General features: G+C 38.8%; 28 protein-coding genes and 1 other annotated feature. Of the genes, 19 read left to right on the top strand and 9 right to left on the bottom strand.

Going from position 1 to position 26,144, the window contains the following annotated elements; translation table 11 throughout:
• The first annotated feature begins 48 nt into the window (after nt 1–48).
• From RCG19_RS02605 to RCG19_RS02545, 13 genes are all read left to right on the top strand, one after another.
• Nucleotides 49–450, top strand: a complete 402-nt coding sequence (locus RCG19_RS02605) for a cytidine deaminase (RefSeq protein ID WP_166238587.1) — start codon at nt 49–51, stop codon at nt 448–450.
• Complete coding sequence (gene era, locus RCG19_RS02600) at nt 440–1,360, top strand: GTPase Era (protein ID WP_166238585.1); 921 nt, start codon at nt 440–442, stop codon at nt 1,358–1,360. The genes RCG19_RS02605 and era overlap by 11 nt, the downstream gene beginning before the upstream one ends.
• Nucleotides 1,361–1,519: 159 nt before the next feature.
• Nucleotides 1,520–1,663, top strand: a complete 144-nt coding sequence (locus RCG19_RS02595; protein ID WP_007087594.1) for a YqzL family protein — start codon at nt 1,520–1,522, stop codon at nt 1,661–1,663.
• A gap of 36 nt (nt 1,664–1,699) precedes the next feature.
• Nucleotides 1,700–2,452, top strand: a complete 753-nt coding sequence (gene recO, locus RCG19_RS02590; RefSeq protein ID WP_166238583.1) for a DNA repair protein RecO — start codon at nt 1,700–1,702, stop codon at nt 2,450–2,452.
• A 50-nt stretch (nt 2,453–2,502) separates the two neighbouring features.
• Nucleotides 2,503–2,689, top strand: a binding site (T-box leader).
• A gap of 60 nt (nt 2,690–2,749) precedes the next feature.
• Entirely contained in the window at nt 2,750–4,132 is a 1,383-nt protein-coding gene (locus tag RCG19_RS02585; RefSeq protein ID WP_308109567.1) for a glycine--tRNA ligase, read from the top strand.
• A gap of 109 nt (nt 4,133–4,241) precedes the next feature.
• Nucleotides 4,242–4,874: a transcriptional regulator CcpN gene (locus tag RCG19_RS02580; RefSeq protein ID WP_308109566.1), complete on the top strand. Its 633-nt coding sequence runs from the start codon at nt 4,242–4,244 to the stop codon at nt 4,872–4,874.
• 28 nt (nt 4,875–4,902) lie between these two features.
• Nucleotides 4,903–5,712, top strand: a complete 810-nt coding sequence (locus RCG19_RS02575) for a pyruvate, water dikinase regulatory protein (RefSeq protein ID WP_166238579.1) — start codon at nt 4,903–4,905, stop codon at nt 5,710–5,712.
• Between the two features lie 394 nt (nt 5,713–6,106).
• The gene (gene dnaG / locus RCG19_RS02570; protein WP_308109565.1) at nt 6,107–7,915 is read left to right on the top strand and encodes a DNA primase; all 1,809 of its coding nucleotides are present in this window, start codon (nt 6,107–6,109) and stop codon (nt 7,913–7,915) included.
• A 45-nt stretch (nt 7,916–7,960) separates the two neighbouring features.
• A complete protein-coding gene (rpoD, locus tag RCG19_RS02565) occupies nt 7,961–9,094 on the top strand; it encodes an RNA polymerase sigma factor RpoD (RefSeq protein WP_166238575.1) in 1,134 nt (377 codons plus the stop codon).
• A 254-nt stretch (nt 9,095–9,348) separates the two neighbouring features.
• Entirely contained in the window at nt 9,349–10,488 is a 1,140-nt protein-coding gene (locus RCG19_RS02560) for an acyl-CoA dehydrogenase (RefSeq protein WP_308109564.1), read from the top strand.
• Between the two features lie 188 nt (nt 10,489–10,676).
• Nucleotides 10,677–11,042, top strand: coding sequence for a cytochrome c550 (gene cccA / locus RCG19_RS02555; protein WP_308109563.1), 366 nt, complete (start codon nt 10,677–10,679; stop codon nt 11,040–11,042).
• A 91-nt stretch (nt 11,043–11,133) separates the two neighbouring features.
• A complete protein-coding gene (locus RCG19_RS02550) occupies nt 11,134–11,865 on the top strand; it encodes a tRNA (adenine(22)-N(1))-methyltransferase (RefSeq protein ID WP_308109562.1) in 732 nt (243 codons plus the stop codon).
• Nucleotides 11,852–12,967, top strand: a complete 1,116-nt coding sequence (locus tag RCG19_RS02545; RefSeq protein WP_308109561.1) for a Nif3-like dinuclear metal center hexameric protein — start codon at nt 11,852–11,854, stop codon at nt 12,965–12,967. The genes RCG19_RS02550 and RCG19_RS02545 overlap by 14 nt, the downstream gene beginning before the upstream one ends.
• Nucleotides 12,968–13,010: 43 nt before the next feature.
• Here RCG19_RS02545 and RCG19_RS02540 read toward each other — a convergent pair whose 3' ends face one another.
• On the bottom strand, nt 13,011–13,958 hold the full coding sequence (locus RCG19_RS02540; protein WP_308109560.1) for a 4-hydroxy-3-methylbut-2-enyl diphosphate reductase: 948 nt from the start codon (nt 13,956–13,958) through the stop codon (nt 13,011–13,013).
• A gap of 139 nt (nt 13,959–14,097) precedes the next feature.
• Entirely contained in the window at nt 14,098–14,787 is a 690-nt protein-coding gene (vrrA, locus tag RCG19_RS02535; RefSeq protein WP_308109559.1) for a VrrA/YqfQ family protein, read from the bottom strand.
• Nucleotides 14,788–15,048: 261 nt separating this feature from the next.
• Here vrrA and RCG19_RS02530 point away from each other — a divergent pair, with 261 nt between their 5' ends.
• Entirely contained in the window at nt 15,049–16,365 is a 1,317-nt protein-coding gene (locus RCG19_RS02530; protein ID WP_308109558.1) for a DEAD/DEAH box helicase, read from the top strand.
• A 22-nt stretch (nt 16,366–16,387) separates the two neighbouring features.
• Entirely contained in the window at nt 16,388–17,281 is an 894-nt protein-coding gene (locus RCG19_RS02525; protein WP_308109557.1) for a deoxyribonuclease IV, read from the top strand.
• Nucleotides 17,282–17,551: 270 nt separating this feature from the next.
• Here RCG19_RS02525 and RCG19_RS02520 read toward each other — a convergent pair whose 3' ends face one another.
• Both RCG19_RS02520 and RCG19_RS02515 read right to left on the bottom strand, forming a co-directional pair.
• A complete protein-coding gene (locus RCG19_RS02520; protein WP_308109556.1) occupies nt 17,552–18,751 on the bottom strand; it encodes an IS256 family transposase in 1,200 nt (399 codons plus the stop codon).
• 119 nt (nt 18,752–18,870) lie between these two features.
• Entirely contained in the window at nt 18,871–19,128 is a 258-nt protein-coding gene (locus RCG19_RS02515) for a DUF2624 domain-containing protein (protein WP_166238557.1), read from the bottom strand.
• A gap of 172 nt (nt 19,129–19,300) precedes the next feature.
• On the opposite strand from RCG19_RS02515, the gene RCG19_RS02510 reads away from it, so the two are divergent.
• Genes RCG19_RS02510 through RCG19_RS02500 form a run of 3 tightly spaced genes read left to right on the top strand, consistent with a single transcriptional unit; the run spans nt 19,301 to nt 21,329 of the window.
• Nucleotides 19,301–20,074, top strand: coding sequence for a metal ABC transporter ATP-binding protein (locus tag RCG19_RS02510; protein ID WP_308110914.1), 774 nt, complete (start codon nt 19,301–19,303; stop codon nt 20,072–20,074).
• Entirely contained in the window at nt 20,071–20,922 is an 852-nt protein-coding gene (locus RCG19_RS02505) for a metal ABC transporter permease (RefSeq protein WP_166238555.1), read from the top strand. The genes RCG19_RS02510 and RCG19_RS02505 overlap by 4 nt, the downstream gene beginning before the upstream one ends.
• Nucleotides 20,919–21,329 carry a zinc uptake transcriptional repressor Zur gene (locus RCG19_RS02500; protein ID WP_166238553.1) on the top strand — a complete coding sequence of 137 codons (411 nt, stop codon included), beginning with the start codon at nt 20,919–20,921 and terminating at the stop codon, nt 21,327–21,329. Before RCG19_RS02505 ends, RCG19_RS02500 begins: the two co-directional genes overlap by 4 nt.
• Nucleotides 21,330–21,363: 34 nt before the next feature.
• Here the strand turns inward: RCG19_RS02500 and RCG19_RS02495 are convergent, their stop codons facing one another.
• Nucleotides 21,364–21,972: a hypothetical protein gene (locus RCG19_RS02495; protein ID WP_166238881.1), complete on the bottom strand. Its 609-nt coding sequence runs from the start codon at nt 21,970–21,972 to the stop codon at nt 21,364–21,366.
• Nucleotides 21,973–22,154: 182 nt separating this feature from the next.
• On the opposite strand from RCG19_RS02495, the gene RCG19_RS02490 reads away from it, so the two are divergent.
• Nucleotides 22,155–22,637, top strand: coding sequence for a hypothetical protein (locus RCG19_RS02490; RefSeq protein WP_308109555.1), 483 nt, complete (start codon nt 22,155–22,157; stop codon nt 22,635–22,637).
• A 45-nt stretch (nt 22,638–22,682) separates the two neighbouring features.
• Here RCG19_RS02490 and ispG read toward each other — a convergent pair whose 3' ends face one another.
• The 4 genes from ispG to RCG19_RS02470 all read right to left on the bottom strand — a co-directional run bounded on the left by ispG (nt 22,683) and on the right by RCG19_RS02470 (nt 25,925).
• Nucleotides 22,683–23,783, bottom strand: coding sequence for a flavodoxin-dependent (E)-4-hydroxy-3-methylbut-2-enyl-diphosphate synthase (ispG, locus tag RCG19_RS02485; RefSeq protein ID WP_308110913.1), 1,101 nt, complete (start codon nt 23,781–23,783; stop codon nt 22,683–22,685).
• Nucleotides 23,784–23,900: 117 nt separating this feature from the next.
• Complete coding sequence (locus RCG19_RS02480) at nt 23,901–24,233, bottom strand: hypothetical protein (RefSeq protein WP_166238547.1); 333 nt, start codon at nt 24,231–24,233, stop codon at nt 23,901–23,903.
• A 101-nt stretch (nt 24,234–24,334) separates the two neighbouring features.
• Nucleotides 24,335–25,111 carry a DUF1189 domain-containing protein gene (locus tag RCG19_RS02475; protein ID WP_308109554.1) on the bottom strand — a complete coding sequence of 259 codons (777 nt, stop codon included), beginning with the start codon at nt 25,109–25,111 and terminating at the stop codon, nt 24,335–24,337.
• Nucleotides 25,112–25,229: 118 nt separating this feature from the next.
• A complete protein-coding gene (locus tag RCG19_RS02470; protein WP_166238543.1) occupies nt 25,230–25,925 on the bottom strand; it encodes a Crp/Fnr family transcriptional regulator in 696 nt (231 codons plus the stop codon).
• Nucleotides 25,926–26,144: the final 219 nt, after the last annotated feature.

Here is a 26,144-nt window from a genome sequence, read left to right as displayed (position 1 = left end):
GGTAAAATAAAGAAACAGCAGCTACTTGCTGGAAGGGAAGAAGTTTTTGTGAACATCGAACAATTAATTGAGGAAGCAAAAAAGGCAAGAGACAAAGCCTATGTTCCTTATTCCAAATTTGGAGTTGGAGCAGCTTTATTAACAACAGATGGAAAAGTATATCATGGCTGTAACATTGAAAATGCCGCTTACAGTATGTGCAACTGTGGAGAACGGTCGGCCCTATTTAGTGCCTATTCACATGGTGATCGGAATTTTCAAATGCTCGCTGTTGTTGCTGATACTGACCGCCCATGTTCCCCTTGTGGTGCATGCCGACAAGTAATTTCGGAACTATGTCCAAAAGATATGAAAGTGATTCTAACAAACCTTAAAGGCGATATTCAGGAAATAACTGTAGATGATCTATTACCTGGTGCCTTTTCACCGGAGGATTTACATGGTGAATAATGGGGATGAAAGCGGATACAAATCAGGGTTTATTTCAATTATCGGCCGGCCGAATGTAGGAAAATCTACTTTCCTTAACCGAGTAATTGGTCAGAAGATTGCGATTATGAGTGATAAGCCACAAACCACTCGTAACAAAATTCAGGGTGTGTTATCACTATCTGACGCTCAAATGATTTTTATTGATACACCTGGAATCCATAAACCAAAACATAAATTGGGCGACTTTATGATGAAAGTAGCACAAAACACACTAAAAGAAGTTGATTTGATCCTATTTATGGTAAATGCAGAAGAAGGATTTGGACGTGGGGAGGAGTTTATTCTTGAAAAATTTCAAACCGTCAACACGCCTATCTTTCTTGTTATTAATAAAATTGATCAAATTCATCCAGATAAATTATTGCCAATTATTGAATCATATAAAGAAAAATACTCCTTTAAAGAAATTGTGCCCATTTCTGCACTTGAAGGAAATAACGTCGAGCGTCTATTAGATCAGATAAAATCTTTCTTACCTGTTGGGCCGCAATATTATCCTGCTGACCAGGTAACTGATCATCCGGAACGATTTATCATTACAGAACTGATAAGGGAAAAAGCACTCCACTTAACTAGAGAGGAAATTCCCCATTCATTGGCGGTTGTGCTAGATAAAATGGAGCGGCAAGAGGGTAAAGATATTATTCATGTCATGGCCACAGTAATTGTTGAGAGAGATTCACAAAAAGGGATCGTTATTGGAAAACAGGGAAGTATGCTGAAAGAAATCGGTAAACGGGCCCGTGTCGATATTGAAAATCTCCTTGGGTCAAAAGTATTTTTAGAGCTATGGGTAAAAGTCCAGAAGGATTGGCGTAATAAGATGTCCCAACTGCGAGATTATGGCTTTAATGAAGATGAATATTAACAAATCACCCTAATTAAAATATTAACCTACCCACAAGAATATGCATGGACAACATTAACAAATATTTCGTCTTATGATTTTGGCAAAGGCAGGCTATGATAAATGTAAGGTTGGGATGAACTTAAAGGCTAGTCTAAATAATGAAAGGTGGGGTTTTCGATGATGGATTTTACGTGGAAAGTATTCCTCCAGACAGGCAATATTGACACATATCTTCTCTTCAAAGAGCTTGAGAAGGAAAACCAAGAAATACCCGGAAATCTGAATGAAGAGCTAGCACAACTTGATTTTCCCGTTTCATAGGCAAGTCTTTCGCACGACTTAAGAAGGTGACTTTAAATGCTTCAGAAGTGTGAAGGCATCGTCATTAGAACAACAGATTATGGTGAAACCAATAAAATAGTGACCTTATATACAAGGGAATGGGGAAAGGTAGGCGTTATGGCTAGAGGCGCTAAAAAGTCCAACAGCCGCCTTTCTTCCATTACTCAGCTGTTTACACATGGATACTTCCTCGTAAATAGAGGATCCGGCTTGGGCAGTATGCAGCAAGGTGAAATTGTTTCTTCATTGCGTTCGATAGGAGAAGACATTTTTTTAACTGCATATGCCAGTTATATTGTCGAATTAACCGACAAATGTACGGATGAAAAAAAACCAAACCCGTTTCTTTTTGAGTTGCTTTTTCAAACATTACATTTCATGAATGAAGGCTATGAACCGGATATTCTTATGAATATTTACGAGATGAAAATGTTAAATGTGATGGGGATGTATCCCGTTTTGAATCAATGTTCCGTTTGCGGCAGTACAGACGGACATTTTTCTTTTTCAATTCGAGAAAATGGATTTATCTGCCATCGATGTTTAAGTAAAGATCCGTACCATTTTAAAATATCACCAGCTGCAGTTAAATTATTACGGCTATTTTATTACTTTGATCTGTCGAGGTTAGGCAAAATTTCCGTTAAGGAAGAAACAAAGGCTGAGCTAAAAAAGGTTATTACGGCCTATTATGAAGAGTACTCAGGTCTTCATCTAAAAACGAAAAAATTTCTTGCTTCTATGGATCAATTTCGCAATCTTTTATAATCACCTTGTTGACAATGTCCGGAGTTTTCGTTAAAATTCTGTTAATATTATAAATTGCTGTGACGGAAAGTAGTATTTAGTCCACTCTATAAAAGCGACCCTAGGATGGTGTGAGCTGGGGTATAGAGCATTAAAGAAGGCGTTCCTGAGCAATCTTGTGTTGATGAAACACAATTCAAAGAGGCTGCTATTTTAGCAGCAATTAGGGTGGAACCGCGGGTAACTCTCGTCCCTATGCTTTTAGAGCATAGAGACGGGAGTTTTTTGTTTGTTTAAAAAGAAAGGGAGTTATAAAAAATGAAGGTAACAATGGAGCAAATTGTATCACATGCAAAGCACAGAGGATTTATTTTTCCAGGCTCAGAGATTTACGGAGGTCTTGCAAATACTTGGGATTACGGCCCGCTAGGCGTTGAATTTAAAAACAATATTAAACGAGCTTGGTGGCAAAAGTTCGTTCAAGAATCACCGTATAATGTCGGCTTAGATGCCAGTATCCTAATGAACCCGCGTACATGGGAAGCATCCGGACATATCGGTAATTTTAATGACCCGATGATTGATTGTAAAAATTGTAAAGCTCGCCACCGTGCGGACAAATTAATTGAAAATGCCCTTGATGAAAAAGGAATGGAAATGGTCGTTGACGGCCTGCCGTTTGAAAAAATGGAAGAGCTAATTAAAGAGCATCATATTGCCTGTCCTGACTGTGGATGCCATGATTTTACCGGAATTCGGCAATTTAACTTAATGTTTAAAACCTTCCAAGGGGTAACAGAGTCAAGCACGAATGAAATCTTTCTTCGTCCGGAAACAGCGCAGGGTATTTTTGTTAACTTTAAAAATGTACAACGGACAATGAGGAAGAAAATGCCGTTCGGAATCGCTCAAATTGGTAAAAGCTTCCGTAATGAAATTACACCTGGTAACTTTACATTCCGTACAAGGGAATTTGAACAAATGGAACTTGAATTTTTCTGCAAACCTGGCGAGGAATTAAAATGGTTTGATTATTGGAAGCACTATGCGGAAAACTGGTTATTGTCATTAGGCCTTACAAAGGAAAATATTAGACTTCGCGATCACTCTGAGGACGAACTTTCGCATTATAGTAATGCGACAACGGATTTTGAATTCAAGTTCCCGTTTGGCTGGGGTGAATTATGGGGTGTTGCTTCACGAACAGATTATGATTTGAAGCAGCATATGGAATATTCAGGGGAGGATTTCCATTACCTTGACCCGGAAACAAACGAAAAGTATGTACCGTACTGTATTGAACCATCATTAGGTGCTGACCGAGTAACACTTGCTTTCTTAATTGATGCCTATGATGAAGAGCAGCTTGAGGATGGTACGACAAGAACGGTGATGCATTTCCATCCGGCAATTGCACCATTTAAAGCGGCTATTCTGCCGTTATCGAAAAAACTGTCTGATGAGGCAAAAGAGGTATTTTCTACTTTATCTAAATACTTCACAGTGGATTATGATGAAGCTGGTTCAATTGGTAAACGATATCGCCGCCATGATGAAATTGGAACACCATTCTGCATTACCTATGACTTTGATTCAAAAGAAGATAACATGGTTACTGTAAGAGACCGGGATACCATGGAACAAAAACGCGTTCCAATCGCTGAACTTATCAGCTTTTTACAGGAAAAAGTGGTATTTTAATACATGAAAAAGGTGCGGGCTTCCGCACCTTTTTCAATAGATGGAATTGCTAGAATATGTGGTATATAATATTCCTAAGATAACTTACATATTAACTGGGTATTTTAAGGTGGTGAGGACAATCGAACTGACTAAACGCCAGGAACATATTTTGCAAATAGTAAAGGACAATGGCCCGATAACAGGAGAGCAGATAGCGGATCAACTTAGCTTAACAAGAGCGACCTTAAGGCCGGATCTTGCCATTCTAACCATGGCTGGATTTCTTGATGCTAGACCTCGCGTTGGCTATTTTTATACGGGGAAATCGGGTGCACAGCTATTGACAGAAAATCTTCAGAAAATCTATGTTAAGGATTATCAGTCAATTCCTGTTGTCGTAAGTGAAAATGTTTCTGTTTATGATGCTATTTGTACCATGTTTCTAGAGGATGTAGGAACGCTATTTGTAGTGGATCAACTCTCAAACCTTGTTGGAGTTCTTTCAAGAAAAGATTTACTCCGGGCCAGTATTGGGAAGCAGGAGCTGACGACAATCCCTGTCAATATCATCATGACGCGGATGCCGAACATAACCATGTGTGAACGGGACGATTTACTGATCGACATTGCTAAGAAATTAATTGAAAAACAAATTGATGCCATACCGGTCGTGAAAAAGTCTGAAAATGGGTATGAGGTAATTGGGAGGGTTACAAAAACAAATATCACAAAGGCCTTAGTTTCCTTAGGCGATGAGTAAACTGAAAAAGAGGAGCTGTTGAGGGAGAATGAGTTTGCCTATTATTTATGTTGTATCTGATTCAGTCGGGGAAACAGCTGAATTAGTGACGAAAGCAGCAATTAGCCAGTTTAATGGTTCTGGAATGAAATTAAAAAGATTTCCCTATGTTGAGGATAAGGATCATATTGATGAAGTGTTATCACTTGTATCACATGACAAAGGAATGGTGGCCTATACATTAGTTAAACCGGATATGAGAATATACTTGAAGGAAAGGGCAGAAGTGGAAGGGATCATTGCGGTTGATTTAATTGGCCCGATCATGGATCAAATTCAAGTTTTCAGTGGGAAGACCCCTTTATGTGAACCCGGCCTTGTCAGGAAGCTTGATGAGGATTATTTTAAAAAAGTTGAAGCAATTGAATTTGCGGTGAAATATGATGATGGCCGCGACCCAAGAGGACTGTTAAAGGCAGATATTGTACTAATAGGAGTGTCAAGAACTTCCAAAACGCCGTTATCTCAATATCTAGCACATAAACGTTTAAAAGTGGCAAATGTTCCTCTTGTACCAGAAGTGGATCCGCCGGAAGAACTCTATAAGGTTCCAATCGAAAAATGCTTTGGTCTAAAAATCAGCCCGGAAAAATTAAATAATATCAGACGGGAACGATTAATTTCATTAGGATTAAATGATCAAGCAAGTTATGCGAACATCGAAAGAATTAAAGAAGAATTAACTTTTTTCGAAAATGTTGTAAAGAGAATAAAGTGTCCTGTGATTGATGTTACAAATAAAGCAGTCGAAGAGACCGCGAACGTTATCATAAATTATATTCAAAAGGGTAGAATCTAACACATAATCAATTGATTGTGTGTTTTTTAAGGTAAAAAATTATAAAATAATTATGGTAAAATGATAATGAATATACTATAATAAAAAATTGTGATAAAAATATATCTTTTTAGGTTTAGAGTTGCAAGGGAAGGAATAAACTATTTATTGTTAGATGTCAAGGGGGAGGCCCTGAAAAAATTCGACATAAACCCTTTAATAAAAGTTAGGCGCTTAAGAAGGAATATGTGGAGTGATGTAGAATTAATACTTTATGTAAATAGCAAAACGGCTATTTTTGTCTGTGAATGACAAAATTACATAGGCAACAAAGAAATAACAAAAATTTTGTCGAAATTTGCAGGAATTTAATGATTGCCTGCCGAATACCTGTAGTATAAATGGAGATGTTTTCATGGCAGACCGTATTGCCGAAGAAAAGATTGACCAAATTCGCCAGACTGTTGATATTGTCGAGGTAATCAGCGATTATGTTCAACTGAAAAAACAGGGGCGGAATTACTTCGGGTTATGTCCTTTTCATGGAGAAAGCACCCCATCATTTTCAGTGTCGCCTGACAAACAAATATTCCATTGTTTTGGTTGTGGAGCAGGGGGAAATGTTTTTTCGTTTTTAATGGAGCTTGAAGGAACTTCATTCCAGGAAGCGGCCATTAAACTTGCGGCGAAGGTAAATATCGACCTTGAAATTAATTTATCTGCATCTAAAGGTGGAAAAAAGATTTCCAGTGAGCTTCAATCCATGCTTGATGCTCATGAGCTGTTACGGAAATTTTATCATCATTTACTGGTGAATACTAAAGAAGGTCAGCACGCATTAGAGTACTTGCTTAATAGAGGTTTTACCCGGGAATCGATTGATAAGTTTCAAATTGGTTATTCATTAAATTCATGGGATTTTGTTTGTAAATTCCTTTCTAAAAGGGAATACCCGCCTGAATGGATGGAAAAAGCCGGATTAATTATCAAACGAGAAAGGGACGGAACGTTTTTTGATCGGTTTAGGGATCGAATTATGTTTCCTATTTTTGACCGGCATGGGAATACGATTGCTTTTTCAGGGAGATCACTTGGGGCAGAAGAGCCCAAATATTTAAATAGTCCCGAAACGGCAATCTTTAATAAAAGTAAAATTTTATATAATTATCATTTGGCTAAACCTAGTATAAAAAAAATGCAGCATGCTGTGTTATTTGAGGGATTTGCCGATTGTATTGCAGCCGATCGATCCGGAGTTGAAAATGGTATTGCCACAATGGGGACATCCTTGACAGATGACCATATAGCCCTTTTGCGACAAAACGTCCAATCCGTGACGATTTGCTACGATTCCGATAAGGCGGGAATTGAGGCAGCTTACCGTGCGGGAAACCATCTGCATAATGCGGGTTTTCAAATTAAGGTAGCCATGATGGCGGATGGTCAGGATCCTGATGAATATATCAAAAAGAATGGCGCTGATAAATTCCGCAAAGAAGTGATTGGAGCAAGTTTAACCTGGATGGCATTTAAATTTCTCTATTTTCGAAGAGGAAAAAATCTTCAAAATGAAGGAGATCGGCTTGCCTATATCGAAGTGATACTCAAAGAAATTAGCCAATTAAACAAGGCTGTTGAAAGGGACCATTATTTACGGCAGCTTGCAGCTGAATTTTCACTTTCGTTAGAGGCATTAATGCAACAGCAAAAGCAGATGTTCTTTGCTGAGAAAAGAAAGTCAAATGGGAAAAATGAGACCTTTCATAAACCCTTAATCATTGCAAAGCGAGCAGAGGAATTAAAACCCAAGCATTATACGGCTGAAAGGTGTTTAATAGCCCACATGCTTAAAAATCGTGATGTGGCTTATAAGGTTCAGGAATTACTTTCGGGAAACACGTTTAATACTGATGAACATCAGGCAATAATAACATATCTGTTAGCCTTTTATGAGGATCATTTGGAACCAGACAGTAGTGCATTTTTAACTTATATTCAAGATGAAAATCTTAGAAGAATGGTTGCCAACATTGAAATGATGTCAATCAATGATGAGATAAGTAACCAAGAATTAACTGATTATATCAAACAGGTGTTGAATTATCAAAAATTGTTAAAGATAAAAGAAAAAGAAGTGGAACTAAAAGAAGCGGAGCGACAAAGTGATTTTGGTAAGGCTGCCGCAATTGGAAATGAAATTAATCAATTGCGTAAATTGCTTTAAATTCCATTTTTAGTGTCTTTGATTCTGGAAGGAGTGGACCCCCTTATGGCTGCTGAAAAATCAGCCCGTTCAAAAGAGGTTGAAAACGAATTAACGTTAACCCTTGAACAAGCAAAAGACCAGTTAACTGAGCTGGGTAAAAAAATCGGTGTCCTTGCCTATGATGATATTGCGGAAAAGCTAGCTAATTTTGAATTAGAATCTGAGCAAATGGATGAGTTTCTAGAATTTCTAGGTGATCAAGGGATCGAATTAGTCGGTGATAATGATGAGGATCCAGATGTAAAGAAATTAGCTAAAGAAGACGATGAAGAATTTGATTTAAACGATCTTAGCGTTCCACCGGGAGTTAAGATTAATGATCCTGTTCGCATGTACTTGAAAGAAATTGGCCGGGTTGACTTACTTTCCGCTGAGGAAGAAATTAAGCTGGCAAACCGGATTGAAGCAGGTGACGAGGAAGCAAAACGCCGTCTCGCCGAAGCCAACCTTCGTCTAGTTGTAAGCATTGCAAAACGCTATGTAGGCCGTGGAATGCTATTTCTTGATCTTATTCAAGAAGGTAATATGGGTCTTATTAAAGCGGTTGAGAAATTTGATTACCGAAAAGGGTTTAAATTCAGTACGTATGCTACATGGTGGATTCGTCAGGCGATCACTCGTGCAATTGCTGACCAGGCCAGAACGATTCGGATTCCTGTTCATATGGTTGAAACAATTAATAAGCTAATCCGTGTTCAGCGTCAACTACTTCAAGATCTTGGCCGCGAACCAACACCGGAAGAAATTGGTGAGGATATGGATTTAACCCCTGATAAGGTTAGGGAGATATTAAAAATTGCCCAAGAACCTGTATCACTTGAAACACCTATTGGCGAAGAGGACGATTCGCACCTTGGAGATTTTATTGAGGATCAAGATGCAACATCGCCTTCAGAGCATGCTGCTTACGAATTATTAAAAGAACAGCTCGAGGATGTACTTGATACTTTAACAGACCGCGAAGAAAATGTTCTCCGTCTCCGTTTTGGATTGGATGATGGCCGAACTCGCACTCTAGAAGAGGTTGGTAAGGTTTTTGGTGTAACCCGTGAGCGGATCCGCCAGATTGAGGCAAAGGCATTGCGTAAGTTACGCCATCCTAGCCGCAGCAAACGATTAAAAGATTTCTTAGAATAGAATTTACTATAAAATAGTTTACTTCTTACAGAAGTAGGCTATTTTTTTTGCCTATGTTGTAAGCACTTTCACTCCTTGTATTTTCTTTATTTTACTGAATTGTCTCTCATTTTGCAAATATCCATTTGAAATTTTTTAGGAGTAATTGATCTAGGGGGAAGAAATTTTAAAAATTTTTAAATGTTGTGAAATTTAGACAATTTCTCTTATAATAGAAAAGAAAGCGTATACAATGTTGCTCTGGGGGGATGAATATGAATTTTGATTTAACTTCTGAACAAGAAATGATTAGACGAACATTACGCCAGTTTAGTGATGAAGAAGTGGCGCCTAGTGTTTTAGAACGTGATAGAACAAACCAATTTCCTGTTGAGATCTTTAAGAAACTGGCAGAAATGGGGATAATGGGGCTCCCTTTTCCGGAAGAATATGGCGGAGGCGGGGCAGATACGGTTAGTTTTGCTATTGTTGTCGAAGAATTAAGCCGAGTATGCGGATCAACGGGAATCACCTATTCAGCCCATATTTCTTTAGGTGGGGCACCACTTTATCTGTTTGGAACAGAGGAGCAAAAACAAAAATATTTAACTCCTATTTGTACGGGCGATTCATTTGGTGCATTTGGATTAACGGAACCGAATGCCGGGTCAGATGCAGGTGGGACAAGAACAACGGCAATAGAAGAAAATGGAGAGTTTGTCATCAATGGAAATAAGTGTTTTATTACCAATGCCAGTTATGCCAGCCATTTAGCCTTAACAGCTGTGACAGGTGAAAGGAACGGGAAAAAGGAGATTAGTGCCATTATCGTCCCGACCACCGCATCAGGCTTTACCGTTATTGATAATTATGAAAAAATGGGCTTACATTCTTCGAATACAACGGAACTTGTCCTAGAGGATGTAAGAGTGCCTGCTGAAAACCTTCTAGGAAAGCGTGGAGAGGGCTTTAGACAGTTTTTAATTACACTTGATGGTGGACGTATTGGAATTGGGGCGATGGCTGTAGGGATTGCCCAAGGGGCTTATGAAAAGGCCTTGGCCTATGCAAAGGAAAGGAAGCAATTCGGTAAATCGATTTCCTCCTTTCAAGCGATTCAATTTAAACTGGCGGATATGGCGATGAAAATTGAATTGGCGCGGAATATGGTTTATAAAGCGGCTTGGTTAAAAGATAATGGAAGAAGTTTTTCAAAAGAAGCAGCAATGTGTAAACTATATGCCTCGGAAATATGTATGGAAGTGACCGATCAAGCGGTCCAAATCCATGGAGGATACGGCTATATGAAGGAATATCATGTCGAGCGAATGATGCGTGATGCCAAGCTCCTTGAAATTGGGGAGGGAACATCAGAAGTACAAAGAATGGTTATTTCCCGATTAATTGGTTGTTAATAAAAAAATAGGGAAAGATACAAAGAGGCTGTCACAAGACTTAATTGAGCCTCTTTTTTCTTTTTTATCAAGATTATAGTAATAAAATAAGTTTAGGGCTTTTCCTTCTGTTGATTTTCAAGTAAAATAGTAGTTGTTTGTAGACGAATAATTATTTATCAGCTTACGTACATAAGGGAGGTAGTATCATGAAGAAAAATCCGGTTATTCCGTACATCGTCATCTTTGTTTTTGGTATTGTACTTGTATTTATCCTTTCGTTCAAAGGCCTTGGTGATATGAAGGAAGTCGCCAAAGATAATGGCGAAGGAAAAGGCGGCGAGAAAACAGAAGTTGCCGCATCTAATCCAGAAGATATTTATAAATCTACTTGTATCGGCTGCCATGGTGATCAATACCAAGGTGTTGTGGGTCCTTCATTAAAAAATACTGGTTTATCAAAAGACGAAGTCAAGGACATTCTTAATAATGGTAAAGGAACCGGAATGCCTAAAGGTCTTGTACCAGCAGAACAAGTGGACGCAATGGCAGATTGGGTTTCAAAAATTAAGTAATCGTTATATTGTTTTATCCAAAGATCCTTTGCATCTGTAAAGGGTCTTTTTTATACTGTACATATATAAGTTGAAAAAGTGTGGTGTTCTTGTGAATTCTGATAAATTATCAAACAGGTTAGCAACGGTTGCAAAATATGTTCCTCAGGATGCAAAATTAGTTGATATCGGATCTGATCATGCTTATTTACCATGTTATTTAGCGAAGAATACGGGTATTTCATTTGCAGTAGCCGGAGAGGTGGCTGTTGGTCCCTATCAATCGGCTAAAGGAAATGTCTCAGCGGAAGGATTATCAGAGATCATTTCCGTTCGGCTAGGAAATGGACTTGAGGTTGTTGAGCCTGGAGAAGTAGAATATGTAACGATCGCCGGGATGGGTGGGGCGCTTATAGCGAGCATTTTAGAAAATGGAAAAGACAAGTTGGGTTCTGTGAAGAGGCTGATTTTACAACCTAATATTAGTGCTATTTCTATTCGCCAATGGTTAGTAGATAATTGCTGGAAACTGGTGGCTGAAGAAATGATCGAAGAAGATGGGAAAATCTATGAAGTGCTAGTGGCGGAAAAAGGAAGAGACACTTTTGACTCGTTGGAACCTTATGGTCAACGATTAGAAGAAGGCTTATTGTTAGGACCATACCTTGTGAAAGAGAACCATTCCGTATTTAAGAAAAAATGGATGAATGAGAAGAGAAATTGGCAGCGAATTTATCATCAGCTAGAAGGCGCCGTTCAGACCCCAGAAACAATTGCAAAGAAACAGGAGCTGTTACATAAAATGAGACTTGTAGAGGAGGCAATCCGAATTGAAGAATCCTAACGGGCATGAAATCATCCAACTATTCGAACAGTTTTCGCCAAAAGGACTTGCAATGGAAGGCGACAAGGTTGGACTGCAAATTGGCCGACTGAATCAAAAGGTTGAGCGGATGATGATTGCCCTCGATGTCCTCGAAAATGTGATTGATGAGGCGATTGAAAAGAATGTTCAACTCATCATTGCCCACCATCCTATCATATATCGCCCTCTTAAAAATGTATTGACTGATTCAGTACAGGGGAGGATGATTGAGAAATTATTAAAACATGATATTGCTGTTTATGCAGCACATACAAACCTTGATGTAGCAAAGGGCGGGGTTAATGATCTTTTAGCAGATGCATTAGGGTTAGAAGATGCAGAGGTCCTTGTCCCTACTTATGAAACAAAGCTTAAGAAACTAGTTGTTTTTGTTCCTGCTAGCCACGCAGAAGAGATTAGACAGGTTCTTGGTAATGCTGGGGCTGGTTTTATCGGTAATTACAGTCATTGTTCTTTTTCGGCTGGTGGAACAGGCAGGTTTTTACCTGGGGATCAAGCAAATCCTTTCATAGGGCAGGCTGGCAACCTTGAGGAAGTAGATGAAGTTCGGATTGAGACCATTATTCCGGAGCCATTATTAAAGAAGACCATTACAGCTATGATAAAAGCTCATCCTTATGAAGAGGTTGCCTATGATGTCTACCCGCTCGATAATACAGGTGAGGCACTGGGCATTGGCAGAATCGGAAAAGTCAATGAAATGACTCTTGGCGAATTTGCGGAAAGGGTAAAAACAACACTAGAGGTTAACAAGGTACGTGTCGTTGGAGATTTGTCCGCTAAGATTAAGAAGGTGGCTGTGCTGGGCGGGGATGGCAATAAATACTTTATGAATGCTAAGTATAAAGGGGCAGATGTGTATGTTACGGGAGATATTTATTATCACACTGCTCACGACGCGATGATGCAGGGCTTAAACATGATTGATCCGGGTCATAATGTCGAAAAGGTCATGAAAAAGGGGCTTACCGTTGTGTTACAAAGACTTTGTTCGGAGAAAGGGTATGATGTAGAAATTTTCCCTTCTGTAGTAAACACTGATCCATTTCAATTTATGTAAATGAAATAGAACCGCTCTCACTAAGAGAGCGGTTCTATTGTTATTAATCTTCTGCCCTTTTCACTTTAGGTAGTATTCTGCTCAGTTGTACCTTTTTTCTCCGTTCCCATGTTGCTACGTTGTTTGGATCGAATTGTTCAAGGAAGGTAATCACTTCTTTTGTGATTGGAGTGGGTGTGGATGCACCAGATGTTACTGCAACATTTTTGGCATCTTTAATCCACTCAATTTCCAATTCGGTAATATCGGCGATACGATATGCCTTCGTTCCAGCAATTTCCTCTGAAACTTGTGCTAAACGATTGGAGTTATTACTCATCGGATCACCCACAACAATTGTTACATCCGCTTCTGTAGCTTGCTCGGCAACTGCTTCTTGACGTATTTGGGTGGCATGGCAAATTTCATTATACACTTCGACATGAGGATATTTTTCCTGCACCTTTTTCATGGTATCAGCAACATCCCATTGACTCATAGTTGTTTGATTGGTAACAATGAGTTTGTCACTTTCAATTGTTAAGGCTTCGACATCACTAGGGGTTTCAACAAGATAAACCATATCTGGAGCTACCCCGACAGCGCCCTCCGGCTCTGGATGCCCTTTCTTTCCAATATAAATGACGTGATATCCTTCTTTTGTTTTTTCTTCAATCAAGTCATGCGTCCGTGTGACATCAGGGCATGTCGCATCAATTGTTACAAGACCTTTTGTTTTTGCAAGCTCCCGTACCTCAGGGGAAATCCCGTGGGCAGTGAAAATTACCGTACCTGAATCGACCTGATCAAGAATATCTTTGCGATTTTTTCCGTCAAGAGTAATAATTCCCTCTTCTTCAAAGGCATCGGTAACATGTTTATTATGAACAATCATACCTAAAATGTAGATTGGACGAGGCAGCGTTTTATCTAATGCTGCATTTCTGGCGATGACCATTGCATCCACAACCCCATAACAGTAGCCGCGTGGTGAAATTTTGATAATTTGCATATATGAAGTCCTCCTAAAAAAGACATGAATTACTAAACTATGTATTATTATATAAAACTAATAGATATATTACAAAGATACAATTTTCCTTTTATCAAAAACCGCTGCGGGTCAATTCATTCCCACAGCGGTTTTTAAACTATATATACATTTTTGGTACGGAACTTCCCTTTTGAGGTTTGCTTCTTTTTTGAGAAACTTGCTTTCTATTTTCTGAAAGAGGTTTTTGACTTTTCTTTCTGCTCGTTGTGTTATTTGATGTCCTAATTTGGGTTGGTTCTTCCATGCTCGAAGATTCTTCCATGACTGCTTCTTTCTTTTTGCTCGTTTCTTCTGAAGCTGTATCCGTGGTTTTTGAAGCATTTTTGAAGCCGCGATATATTTTCCACATAGCGGGGAGATTTTTTACCATTGGACCATATTGCTGAATCATCGGACCAATAGACTGGGCTGTCTTTAATACATTTTGGGTATTATTTAAAATTCCAGATAATCCGGCCGGGTTACTCAAGGATTGTAGTAAACCACCACCGCCACCTGCTGCTCTGCTTGCTCCAGGTAACCCCATTAGCCCACCTGATCCGCCGGCCCCAGTTCCTCTTCCAAGAAGTTTCGAAAGTAACCCGCCGCCTCTGTTCATTTGTGAGGTTCCTGCCATTGCCCGCATCATTTGGTTTCCACCGCTAAATGGTCCAGCCGGCGGTCTCATCATCGGACCTCTTCCGCCAAATGGATTTCCTCCAGGCCCCATCATTGGATTTCCTCCTCCGAAAAGACCGGGTCCCCTTCCCATTCCGCCGTTCATGGGCATTCTTGGTCTTGGTAGCATTCGGATGCCCTCCTTTCACATTTTCTTCCTACTTTAAAATATGCAGGCAACCTAATTTGGTTTAGGTATTCCACACATGGAAAAAATAAAATTTCGTTTTAAAAAGTGAGGGAAACGTAAAAGATGGGAATAAAAGAATAGTTAGCTGGTTATTTAGGCGAAATTTGACTATAATTACAGGATGGAAAGCACGACACTCTAATTAAGGGAAGAAAACTACTCCATCGTATTTATATTACTTTTAAAATAAGGAGCAATTATATGAATGAAAATCAATTTAAACGTTTTACATTTCAGCCGTTTATTATAGAATCCCTGAATCAGTTTGGATTTTTCAAGCCGACTGAAATTCAGGAGCGGATGATACCATTAGTATTAAAAGGGGAAAGTGCGATTGGTCAATCGCAAACGGGAACAGGAAAAACATTTGCTTATGCGTTACCGATTCTCGAAAAGATTGATCCGAAGCGTCAAGAGGTTCAAGCCGTTATTACTGCACCGACAAGGGAATTAGCAACACAAATCTATCAACAAATCATAAAAATTACCGAGCATTGCAGCCCAGATAGCTCAATCATGACAAGATGTTATATTGGTGGAACGGATAAGCAGCGTACCATTGAAAAATTGAAGGTACAGCCGCACATTGTTGTGGGTACCCCAGGTAGAATTAAAGATCTGATGATTGAAAAGGCGCTTTTCGTTCATACATCAAGTATTCTGGTTGTGGATGAGGCTGATATGATGCTCGATATGGGATTCATTGAGGATGTTGATCAGGTAGCGGCAAAGATGCCGGAGAACCTGCAAATGTTAGTCTTTTCTGCCACAATACCTGAGAAACTAAAGCCTTTTCTTAAAAAATATATGGAAAATCCAAAGACGATACAGATTGAATCAAAACAAAAAGCAGCTGAAAATTTAGATCATTATCTGCTGCCATCGAGGCATCGCAGTAAAAAACAGCTTGTTCATGACGCTTTGCTTACTTATAATCCCTATTTGGCGATTGTTTTTACGAATACAAAAAAGAAGGCTGAAGAAGTTGCCTACTTTTTAAATGAGAAGGGCTTGAAAGTTGGCCGTGTACATGGTGATTTAAATCCACGTGAACGTAAAAAAATGATGAAGCAAATTCAAGATTTAGAGTACCAATATATCGTCGCTACTGATCTTGCTTCAAGAGGAATTGACATTGAGGGAGTCAGCCATGTTATTAACTATGAACTTCCAACTGATTTAGATTTCTATATTCATCGGGTAGGTAGGACTGCAAGAGCAGGAAAATCAGGGGTTGCTCTCACGGTTTACGAAAGTTCTGATGAGGATGCATTAAATCGCCTGGAAAAAATTGGAATTCAGTTTAAATACGTCGATCTAAAAAATGGCGAAATGGTTGAAACGGATGAACGAAATAAGCGAAAAACAAGAGTAAGAAAAGAGGATGTGGCTGATAAAAAAGCCAAATCGCTGGTAAAGAAGCCCCAGAAAGTAAAACCAGGCTATAAAAAGAAAATGCAATGGGAAATGGATAAAATAAAAAAACGGGTTAGAAAAATCGAGCAGAAAAAAAAATAAATGGGTGATGGGAGAGTAAAGAATGTTAAAAATTGGCTCACACGTTTCGATGAGCGGTAAGAATATGCTGCTGGCTGCAAGTGAAGAAGCAGTCTCATATGGTGCCAATACGTTTATGGTCTATACAGGAGCACCGCAAAACACAAGAAGAAAGAAGATTGAAGACCTTAATATTGAAGCAGGGCGTAAACATATGGAGGCAAACGGGATTTCAGAAATTGTGGTGCACGCTCCCTACATCATTAATATTGGCAACACCACTAATCCAGACACGTTTGAATTAGGTGTAAGGTTCCTTCGCAGTGAGATTGAAAGAACGGAGGCCATTGGGGCTGGGCAAATTATTCTCCATCCTGGTGCACATGTGGGTGCTGGTACAGAGGCGGGAATCAAGAAGATTATTGAAGGCTTAAATGAAGTATTAACAGGTAAGGAGCAGGTCCAAATTGCTTTAGAAACAATGGCAGGTAAAGGTTCCGAATGTGGGAAGTCATTTGAGGAATTAGCGATGATTATTGATGGGGTCAATTATAGTGACAAGCTATCAGTTTGCTTTGATACCTGTCATACCCATGACGCCGGCTACAACCTTGTTGAAGACTTTGACGGCGTTTTAAATGAGTTTGACAAAATGATTGGTCTTGATAAATTGAAAGTGCTCCATATCAATGATAGTAAAAACGATATTGGGATGAGAAAAGACCGGCACGAAAATATCGGGTTTGGTCATATTGGCTTTAAGACGCTTAACTATATCGTGCATCATCCACAACTAATGGAAGTGCCTAAAATCCTAGAAACGCCATATGTCGGTGAGGATAAGAACAACAAAAAGGCACCCTATAAATATGAAATAGAAATGCTTCGCGAGCAGAAGTTTAATGATAATTTACTTGATCTAATTATGCAATCCTAAAGTAAGAAGCTGGGGTCTGCGTAAAATCTTGTGTAAGTAATATTCGACAATCTTCGCAAGGCGAAAAACAATAGGTATGAAAAAAATATAATCTGGCAATACTATACTTGCCTTTTACCATAAAACAGGATAGGGCAATGCAGAAGTGCAACCCGAGCGGTTTTATGGCTTTTACCCTAAAACGGACGGATCTATGCTGTCCGTTTTTTGTGTCCGTTTTAGGGAAAACAAATGCGATAAACTTCAGGGGTTTGGGGACAGAGTCCCCAATTATGATGTCTGGTTTAAAATCTCAAGCTGGCTCAAGATCATATCCCAATTACGATAACGCATTGTCCATTTTTTTGTTATATTTTGAGCTGCCAAGTAAAGCATTTTCCTTAAGCTATCATCATTAGGAAAAATAGACTTTGTTTTTGTTACTTTTCTAAATTGACGATGCAGCCCTTCTATAATATTCGTAGTATATATTATTTTCCTAATTTCTGGAGGATATGCAAAGAAGGTGGCCAGAATATCCCAATTTTCTTCCCATGACCTAACAGCAGAAGGATATTCCTTGCCCCATTTATCTTTAAATTCAATGAGTCTTTCTAAGGCTGTTTCTTCATTTATGGAAGTGTATACCTTTTTTAGATCTGCTACAAACTCTTTGATGTGTTTATAAGAAACATACCTGGTACTAGCACGAATCTGGTGGATGATACAGCGTTGAATGCCGGCAAAAGGATACACAGCTTGAATGGCCTCTCTAAACCCTGTAAGTCCATCTACACAGAAAAGATTAACCGTTTTTACACCTCTCGTTTTCAAATCGTTCAACACACCTAACCAAAACTTGCTACTTTCATTTCCTCCAACCCAGATCCCTAATATTTCTTTATATCCTTCATTGTTGATTCCTAAAACGACATAGGCTGCTTTCGATACAATTTGGTGATTATCCCGAATTTTATAATGAATGGCATCCATGAATATAAAAGGATAATAGGCTTCAAGCGGACGGCTTTGCCACTCATTTACTTGCGGAATAATTTTTTCGCTAATCTTACTAACTAGCTCAGAAGAAATCTCAATATTATAGAGATCCTTGACTTGTTCCTGAATATCTCTAGTGGACATGCCGTGAGCGTAAAGAGACAGTATCTTTTCTTCCAGACCGTCCACACTTCTTTGATATTTGTCCAAAATTTTGGGCTCGTACGAGCCATTTCTATCCCTAGGAACACTAACTTCAACTTCTCCAAATTGTGTCTTTAATTTCCGTTTTGTTGAGCCGTTTCGGTAATTGCTTGGTGCATCACCCCGGCGCTGATGTTTCTCATAACCTAGCTGATCTTCAATTTCACACTGCAGTACCTCGCCCATGATATCAGAAAACATTTCTTTGATCGTTTCCATGATTTGATTGGTACTCGTGAATTTTTCTTCCTTTACAATTTCTCTGATTAATTCTTTTGGTAACTTCATGTCGAAAAATCCTCCTTGGGAAAATTATTTTATCCTAATTTTCGCCAAGGAGGATTGATTTCAAACGTATTTACACAACTTTTTCCGCACCGTCAGAAGCTGTGCCAGTGCACAGCTTCTTATTGCTTTGTAAACTGCATAAATAATTTATTGACCTCTCGTGCCGTTTCCGGTCCAGCCGCTTTGGCGATTTGTTTAACTATTTGCGCGCGTTCCTTTGCATCAAAAATATTTACATTTTTACCTTTTAAGTATTCGGCAATTTTCCTCGCTTGCTGTCGATTAACGCTGATATTAAATTGTTCTGCATACTTTAGCAGTTCATCAGCGGTTATCGTGTTTATTTTATGATTAATGATGTTTTCAAATATTTTCACCCTCACCACTCCTCCATGCTAATGTATGAAGAAGAAGGTAGAGTGTGACAATGGGATTAGAGTGGTCAGGCTGCTTTAGGAAGTTTTTCTTCCTTTACATTCAGAAATTCCTAGTGTATACTACTTGAAGTTAAATCGGAATGATTCTTAATTAAAAGTGAGCGTGCAAATGATGCAACCAATAATTGAAATTAAACAACTTTCTTACCGTTACGAAAAGGATACAGTCCTTGAGAATATTAACATGACTATTCCAGATGGTTCTTTTTTAGCTATAGTAGGTCCTAATGGGTCTGGAAAATCAACCTTGTTAAAGCTTATTTTAGGTTTATTGAAACCGCAAAAGGGTGAGATCCTTTTATTCGGCCAAAATATAAATAAATTTAAGGAGTGGCAGAAAATTGGCTATGTATCGCAAAAGGCCAATTCTTTTAACTCTGGTTTTCCGGCAACCGTATTTGAAGTGGTCGCAAGTGGACTAACCAAAAGGTTAGGCATGTTTACCTTCTTTAAAAAAGAACATGCAAAAAAGGTAAACGAAGCCCTGGAAGCTGTGGGGATGAAAAGATATAGCGGCAGAAACATTGGGGAACTTTCAGGTGGACAACAGCAAAGAGTTTTTATTGCTCGGGCCCTGGTTAGTGAACCTAGTCTGCTCATTCTCGATGAACCAACTGTTGGTGTTGATGCGGAAAATGTTCAATCTTTTTATCAAATGCTTGGTGAGTTAAATAAAAATCGCGAAATTAGCCTTTTATTGGTCACACATGATATTGGAACCATTTCGGACCGGGTCACGCATGTGGCTTGCTTAAATAAGCATTTGCACTTCCATGGAGAAACAGCAGAATTTGAGCAGCATAGTGCTGATGGCTTGTCAAAGGTTTATGGTCATGATGTCCACTTGCTTACCCATCATCATGAACAGGGAGGCGTTGGGAAATGATTGAGGGAATTTTTCATTACGAATTTTTACAAAATGCCTTCCTTACAGGGATGATGATTGGGATTATTGCCCCGCTGCTTGGTGTCTTTATTGTTGTGAGAAGATTATCGCTGATTGCCGATGCCCTTAGTCATGTGACACTGGCAGGAATTGCTGCAAGCCTATTGATTGAAAGAAAGTTTGCGATGATGACAGGCTTAAATCCTCTTTACCTCGGAATGGTGTTTTCCGTTGGGGGTTCGTTGTTTATTGAAAAACTTAGAGGGGTTTACAAGCATTATCAAGAATTAGCCATTCCCATTATTCTTTCAAGCGGAATAGGACTGGGAGTCATTTTTATTTCTCTCGCCAATGGATTTAATACTGATTTGTTTAGTTATTTGTTTGGCAGTGTGTCTGCTGTCAGCCGAACAGATTTGTGGGTTATTTTTAGCATTAGTATAGTGGTCATTTTAGTGATTATTTTCTTATATAAAGAGCTGTTTTTACTCTCTTTTGATGAAGAACATGCAAAAGCATCTGGTATTGCGGCGAAAAGTATCCATTTTATCTTTATCGTCATGGTTGCCCTTGTCATTGCAGCTTCAATGAGAATTGTCGGGATTTTGTTAGTTTCTTCATTAATGACATTACCAGTTGCAGCAAGTATTCGAATTGCCAAGGGTTTTAAACAGACAATTTTTATTTCCGTCCTTTTTGGAGAAATTTCTGTGCTTGGCGGACTTTTTGCCGCTTACTACCTTGACCTCGCACCGGGTGGAACGATTGTCATGCTCGCCGTCCTTATTTTAGTGATAACGATTCTTTTCAAAAAATTCTCAGTTGCAGTTGGAGGTGGAGCAGAGTGAACGTACATGAAGCCATTCAATATTTAAAGGAAAATGGATTCAAACAAACGGGAAAACGGGAGGATATGCTCCAATTATTTGCCGATAGCGATAAGTATTTAACCGCAAAGGATGTTCTTGAGCAATTAAAGGATGATTATCCAGGTTTGAGCTTTGATACCATATACCGGAATCTGACTTTGTTTGTTAATATGGGGATATTAGAAATGACAGAGTTATCAGGTGAAAAGCATTTTCGCTTTACGTGTTCAAGACACCATCATCATCACCATTTTATTTGTCTGGACTGTGGTAAAACAAAAGAAATTGAAACATGTCCAATGGATGGATTAAGTGAAAATTTAAAAGGGTACGATATTTCCGGGCATAAGTTTGAGATTTACGGCCGCTGCCCGGAATGCCATTAAAAAACCGCTTGTGCGCAACCCGTACAAGCGATTTTTATTGTTGAATAGAGCTGCTCACTGCTTTATGTTCGATCTCTTCCTGTCTTAACCAATTTGTTACCCAAATATGGGCCTCGCTCCAATTTCGAACCCGTATGACACCATTGGGGATCGACTCCTGATTATAGGGTGTATCAAATAATATAACAGGGATCTGGCATTCCTCATGAATCATGACGGCATTATCATGTTTATCCTCAAAAAAGAGTTCAATTTGATGTTTTTTTACTGTTTCAACTTTATCATGCGATCCAATTAATTCAATATGGCGAAAGGTCAATCCGTGTTGAAAGAACCAATCCTCTGTCACATCAAGTAAATGTGAGCCGCGCGCACTAATAAATATCAAGTCATGTTTGTTTTCCCATTTATTGAGTATTTGTAGTGCACCTTTTGCCGGCGGGGATTCTTTATAGATTAAAGGTTCATTTTCAGAAAACCATTTTGCAAATTCTGCTTCTGAAACATTTACAAAAGGGGTTAACTCATATTGATCAACATGCTCATACTTAATATTCATGCCAAATGCTTTATTGATAAAAGGCAGGATGGATTTTGGGCATGTTACGGTACCGTCAATATCAATTCCAAATCTTCTTCTCATCATATCTTCACCTAACTTTAGGGTTTTCTCCTTTATATTTTACCAAAGTTGCACGAACAATGTTGTATGTATTTCTCGGTTAATGAAATAAAAACCTAATAAAGACAAACATTGACATAGTAAAAGTGAGCGTGACTTGAAACAATAAGTAATGCTCCTATAACTGAAAGTGAGGGATTAGGATGGCAGACGAAAGAGACACGAGAGTACAGGAAGCCCTTCGAAGTTCAATAATTGGTCAAGATATCCCCAATTCAACAGCAGAATTTAGGGAGGAAGCGGCATCAGAATTTGCTGCCCCTATTAAGACTTCATACACATTGAAAAAAGAAGATCCTGTTCCTGAAATTGGTGCATCTGTTCCGTTACGATCTTCACAATATAGAGAGGAAACAGCAGCAGAAATCGCTGCACCCGTTCCTCTCGTGCGAAAAAGGGAACACGATGAAATTCGAGAAAGAGCTGCAGGCGGAACCGGTATGGGTACCCTTGCATTAGCCCTTTCGATTTTATCCCTGTTTGTAATGCCTATTCTTTTTGGTGCCGCAGGAATTGTGTTAGGATTCGTTGCTAGAAGTAGAGGTGCCACAGGTCTTGGTGCTTGGGCGATTGGTATTGGTGTAATATCAATTGTTGTTGGCATCTTCATTCTTCCGTTCTTTTAGGAGCAAAAAAGAAACCCGGTTGTAATTGACCGGGTTTCTTGACGTTTATTTTGTTATCTTCTCTTCTTCAGCTTTTTTTCGGAAATACTCTTCAGCAACTAAGTCAATTTCCTTTTTCAATTCCTCGACCATTTCTGCTTCAGGAACTTTACGGACGATTTCACCCTTCCTAAATAACAAACCTTCTCCGCGGGCACCAGCAATCCCAATATCAGCTTCGCGGGCCTCGCCGGGACCATTTACAGCGCAGCCAAGGACAGAAACCTTAATCGGGGCTTTAATCGTTGAAATATATTCCTCGACCTCATTTGCAATACTAATTAGGTCAATTTCAATTCTTCCGCATGTTGGACAGGAAATTAATGTTGCAGCATTGGAAGATAGACCAAAGACCTTTAAGAGTTCTCTAGCGACTTTTACTTCCTCAACAGGATCAGCGCTTAATGAAATACGAAGAGTATTTCCAATTCCTTTATTAATAATCGCTCCTAGACCTGCTGCACTTTTAACTGTGCCTGAGAATAACGTACCAGATTCAGTTATACCCAAATGCAATGGATAATCAAAGGCACGGGCAGCTTTTTCATATGCTTCGATGGCAAGGTTGACATCCGATGCTTTCATCGAAACAATAATGTCATGGAAATCCAGATCCTCAAGAATTTTGATATGATGAAGTGCACTTTCAACCATTCCATCTGCCGTAGGATAGCCATATTTTTCAAGAATTTTCTTTTCAAGGGATCCTGCATTTACACCAATCCGAATAGGGATTCCCTTTTCTTTAGCAGCTTTTACAACCGCTTCGACCTTTTCCCTTTTTCCAATGTTTCCCGGATTAATTCGGATCTTATCGGCTCCGCCTTCAATCGCTTTAAGTGCTAATTTATAATCAAAGTGGATATCGACGACAAGCGGAATGTTAATTCTCTTTTTGATTTCCGGAATCGCGTTCGCGGCACGTTCATCAGGGCAGGCCACCCGAACAATTTGGCACCCAGCTTCCTCAAGGCGTTTTATTTCGGCTACAGTAGCCTCAACATCATGGGTTTTGGTTGTTGTCATGCTTTGTATAAAAAGTTCATTACTCCCGCCAATCGTTAAATTTCCCACTTTTATTGGTCGGGTCTTCGTGCGATGTATAATTTCACTCACGTGGAATTCGCTCCTTTAAATTGGAATTCGAATCATAGGTTACTAAACAATTCGTCTTTATTTTATCAGTCAACTGCTTATTTTGACAACCATAAGCATCTATCCACTTTAGTTTGAGTAATCCGGGAAATGATATGTGGACCCAATTTGGATTTTTTCAGGGGACTGCTTTGGATTTAATTCACGAAAGTCGTTAATCAATTCTGTAATTGACACTGGAAGTGGTTTATTTAATTCGTGCTCGACAATCGATATCACGGTTTCTCCGGGTTTTACCTTTGCTTCAAATGAAGGTATGTCCGAAGTAAAACTATTTGCATCTGCCGCAACTTTTACATCCACTTGCTTTGCATTTGAAGTGGGGAGGGTACCCACAGTGAGATCAAAATATATGACATATAGGACTAATATAGCGAATAGAAAACCAAATAACTTTTTCATCGGACAAGCCTCCATCAGAGAATGTTTGTACATTCCTATGCTTGTCCAACTGTAAAAAGAACAGAATCTAACTAAAAAACGCCCAATTTTTGGGCGGATGTCTAGTTTGCTTTCTTCTTCGGTTTTGGCATTTCATTAATGGCTAAGGCTAAAACAATAATGGCAACAATCCAATTAATGACAAAGCTGTTTGGAACGGATGTTTTCATAGCGGCCATTATGGTGAAAAATACAGTTGGCAGTGTTTCACTGTATGCGGCCATTCTCCATAATTGCCTATAGTTCAATTTTTTGCCTAAAAGATTTTTAAGTGCGAGACCAAACAGTGCCAAGATTGATATTTCAATAAAGCTTGAAGCACTTGATAACAAATAAATTAACACGGATACTACTGGGATGATAATTCCCTTCATTCCACTAATTTTATCAGTAAAATTTAGGAAATCGTTCTTTGTGATGTCAAGTCCTTCTAACATGGAATATGGGTAAGTATCAATCCTACCGCCTGAAGAAAGGACAAATTCATTTTTCAACAGTGCGAATGCATTTCCTTCATTCTCCACATCGGCATCTGAGATTACCCCAGTTGGATCAATCATAATGGTGAAGTCATCTTTATCAATTGTAACCGGTACTTTTGTCTCCGCCGAAAGGACACCGTTTTTTATCGAAAAATCAGGTGCTTCATTTTTAATAATGGTCTTTGCAGAATCAATACCGGAAGAAAGCGCAGTACTTATGTAAATGACGGATGGAAGTATAGAAATGAAAGTGAGAAAAAAGACATATAAAATCGTTTTTCCAATCCCTTGAAAACGAAACAAGGCTATATCTCTGGGGGAGTAAATGCTTTTATAAAATTGTTTAAAAATATTCATAGTAGACCACCTTTATGCAGATTCAATCTCTATTGTAGCTTGTGCAATCGTTATATACAAGGATGATGAAGGTTTTCATCAAAGTTCAAAAGCCACTATTAACAGTGGCTTTTGAAACCTAATTTAAACCGCATATTTCAAATGAACAATTTTGACAATCCACTTCTTCTTTTAAAAAGGTTAGATTTTTCACGGTGAATTTTTGATTTTCATATGAAACAATATCTTTCTGGCGAAGGTCCATCAAAGCGCGTTGAATGACTTCTCTTGTTCCATAAGTTAAATTGGCTAATTCTTGATGTGTTAAAGGCAGGTCAATGAGAATGCCATCTTCTGACTTCACTCCATAAGAATTACAAAGGCGGATGAGGATAGAATATAAACCGCCTTTTTTACCGTTCATAATTAAGTCCTGGCATTTCATCTGTGCTTTTAAATAACCTGTGCTAAACCAAGCTACAAGTGCACTCATGGCTTCAGGGTCAGCTGAAATTAACGCTTCAAATTGTTCCTTTTTAATGAATAGTAGTTCGCAGTCTGTGAGTGTTTTGGCATAAAATTGATAATGAGGCGTAGCTTTGAAAAGCTGGTACTCAACGATTAATTCATGGTCGTTTAAGATTTTTAAAATAAAATCCTTTCCCCGTAAATGGACTCTGCCAAGGGCAATACTCCCTTTAAGCAATAAGTAAACATATTCAACAGAATCCTTTTCTTGAAATAGTACTGTTCCAGATTTAACTTTTTGGATTGGTTCGCTTTTTTGAAAAAACTCTACCAGTAAATTATATATAGAAAGGCTGCTATTTTGCATATCAGTCACTCCTTATTCTGCCTTCAGCTTGATTAAAATGAATTATTAACATTGTGTCAATATGAAATTTACATGATTTGGAAGGGCGGAAATAGGATTATGACAAAAATCGTTGACAGTATGCTGTTTTGCTGAAACATGACAATTTTTCGAAATCTATAATGTTTCGACTTTGAGAAATGTCCAGCTCCAGCGCCTAGCCCCTCGAGGTCACAAGCC

The organism is Neobacillus sp. OS1-2 (assembly GCF_030915505.1).
Taxonomy (GTDB): Bacteria; Bacillota; Bacilli; order Bacillales; family Cytobacillaceae; genus Neobacillus.
The sequence above is the reverse complement of the archived record's forward strand: the minus strand, read 5'-3'. Positions and strand labels throughout refer to the sequence as shown.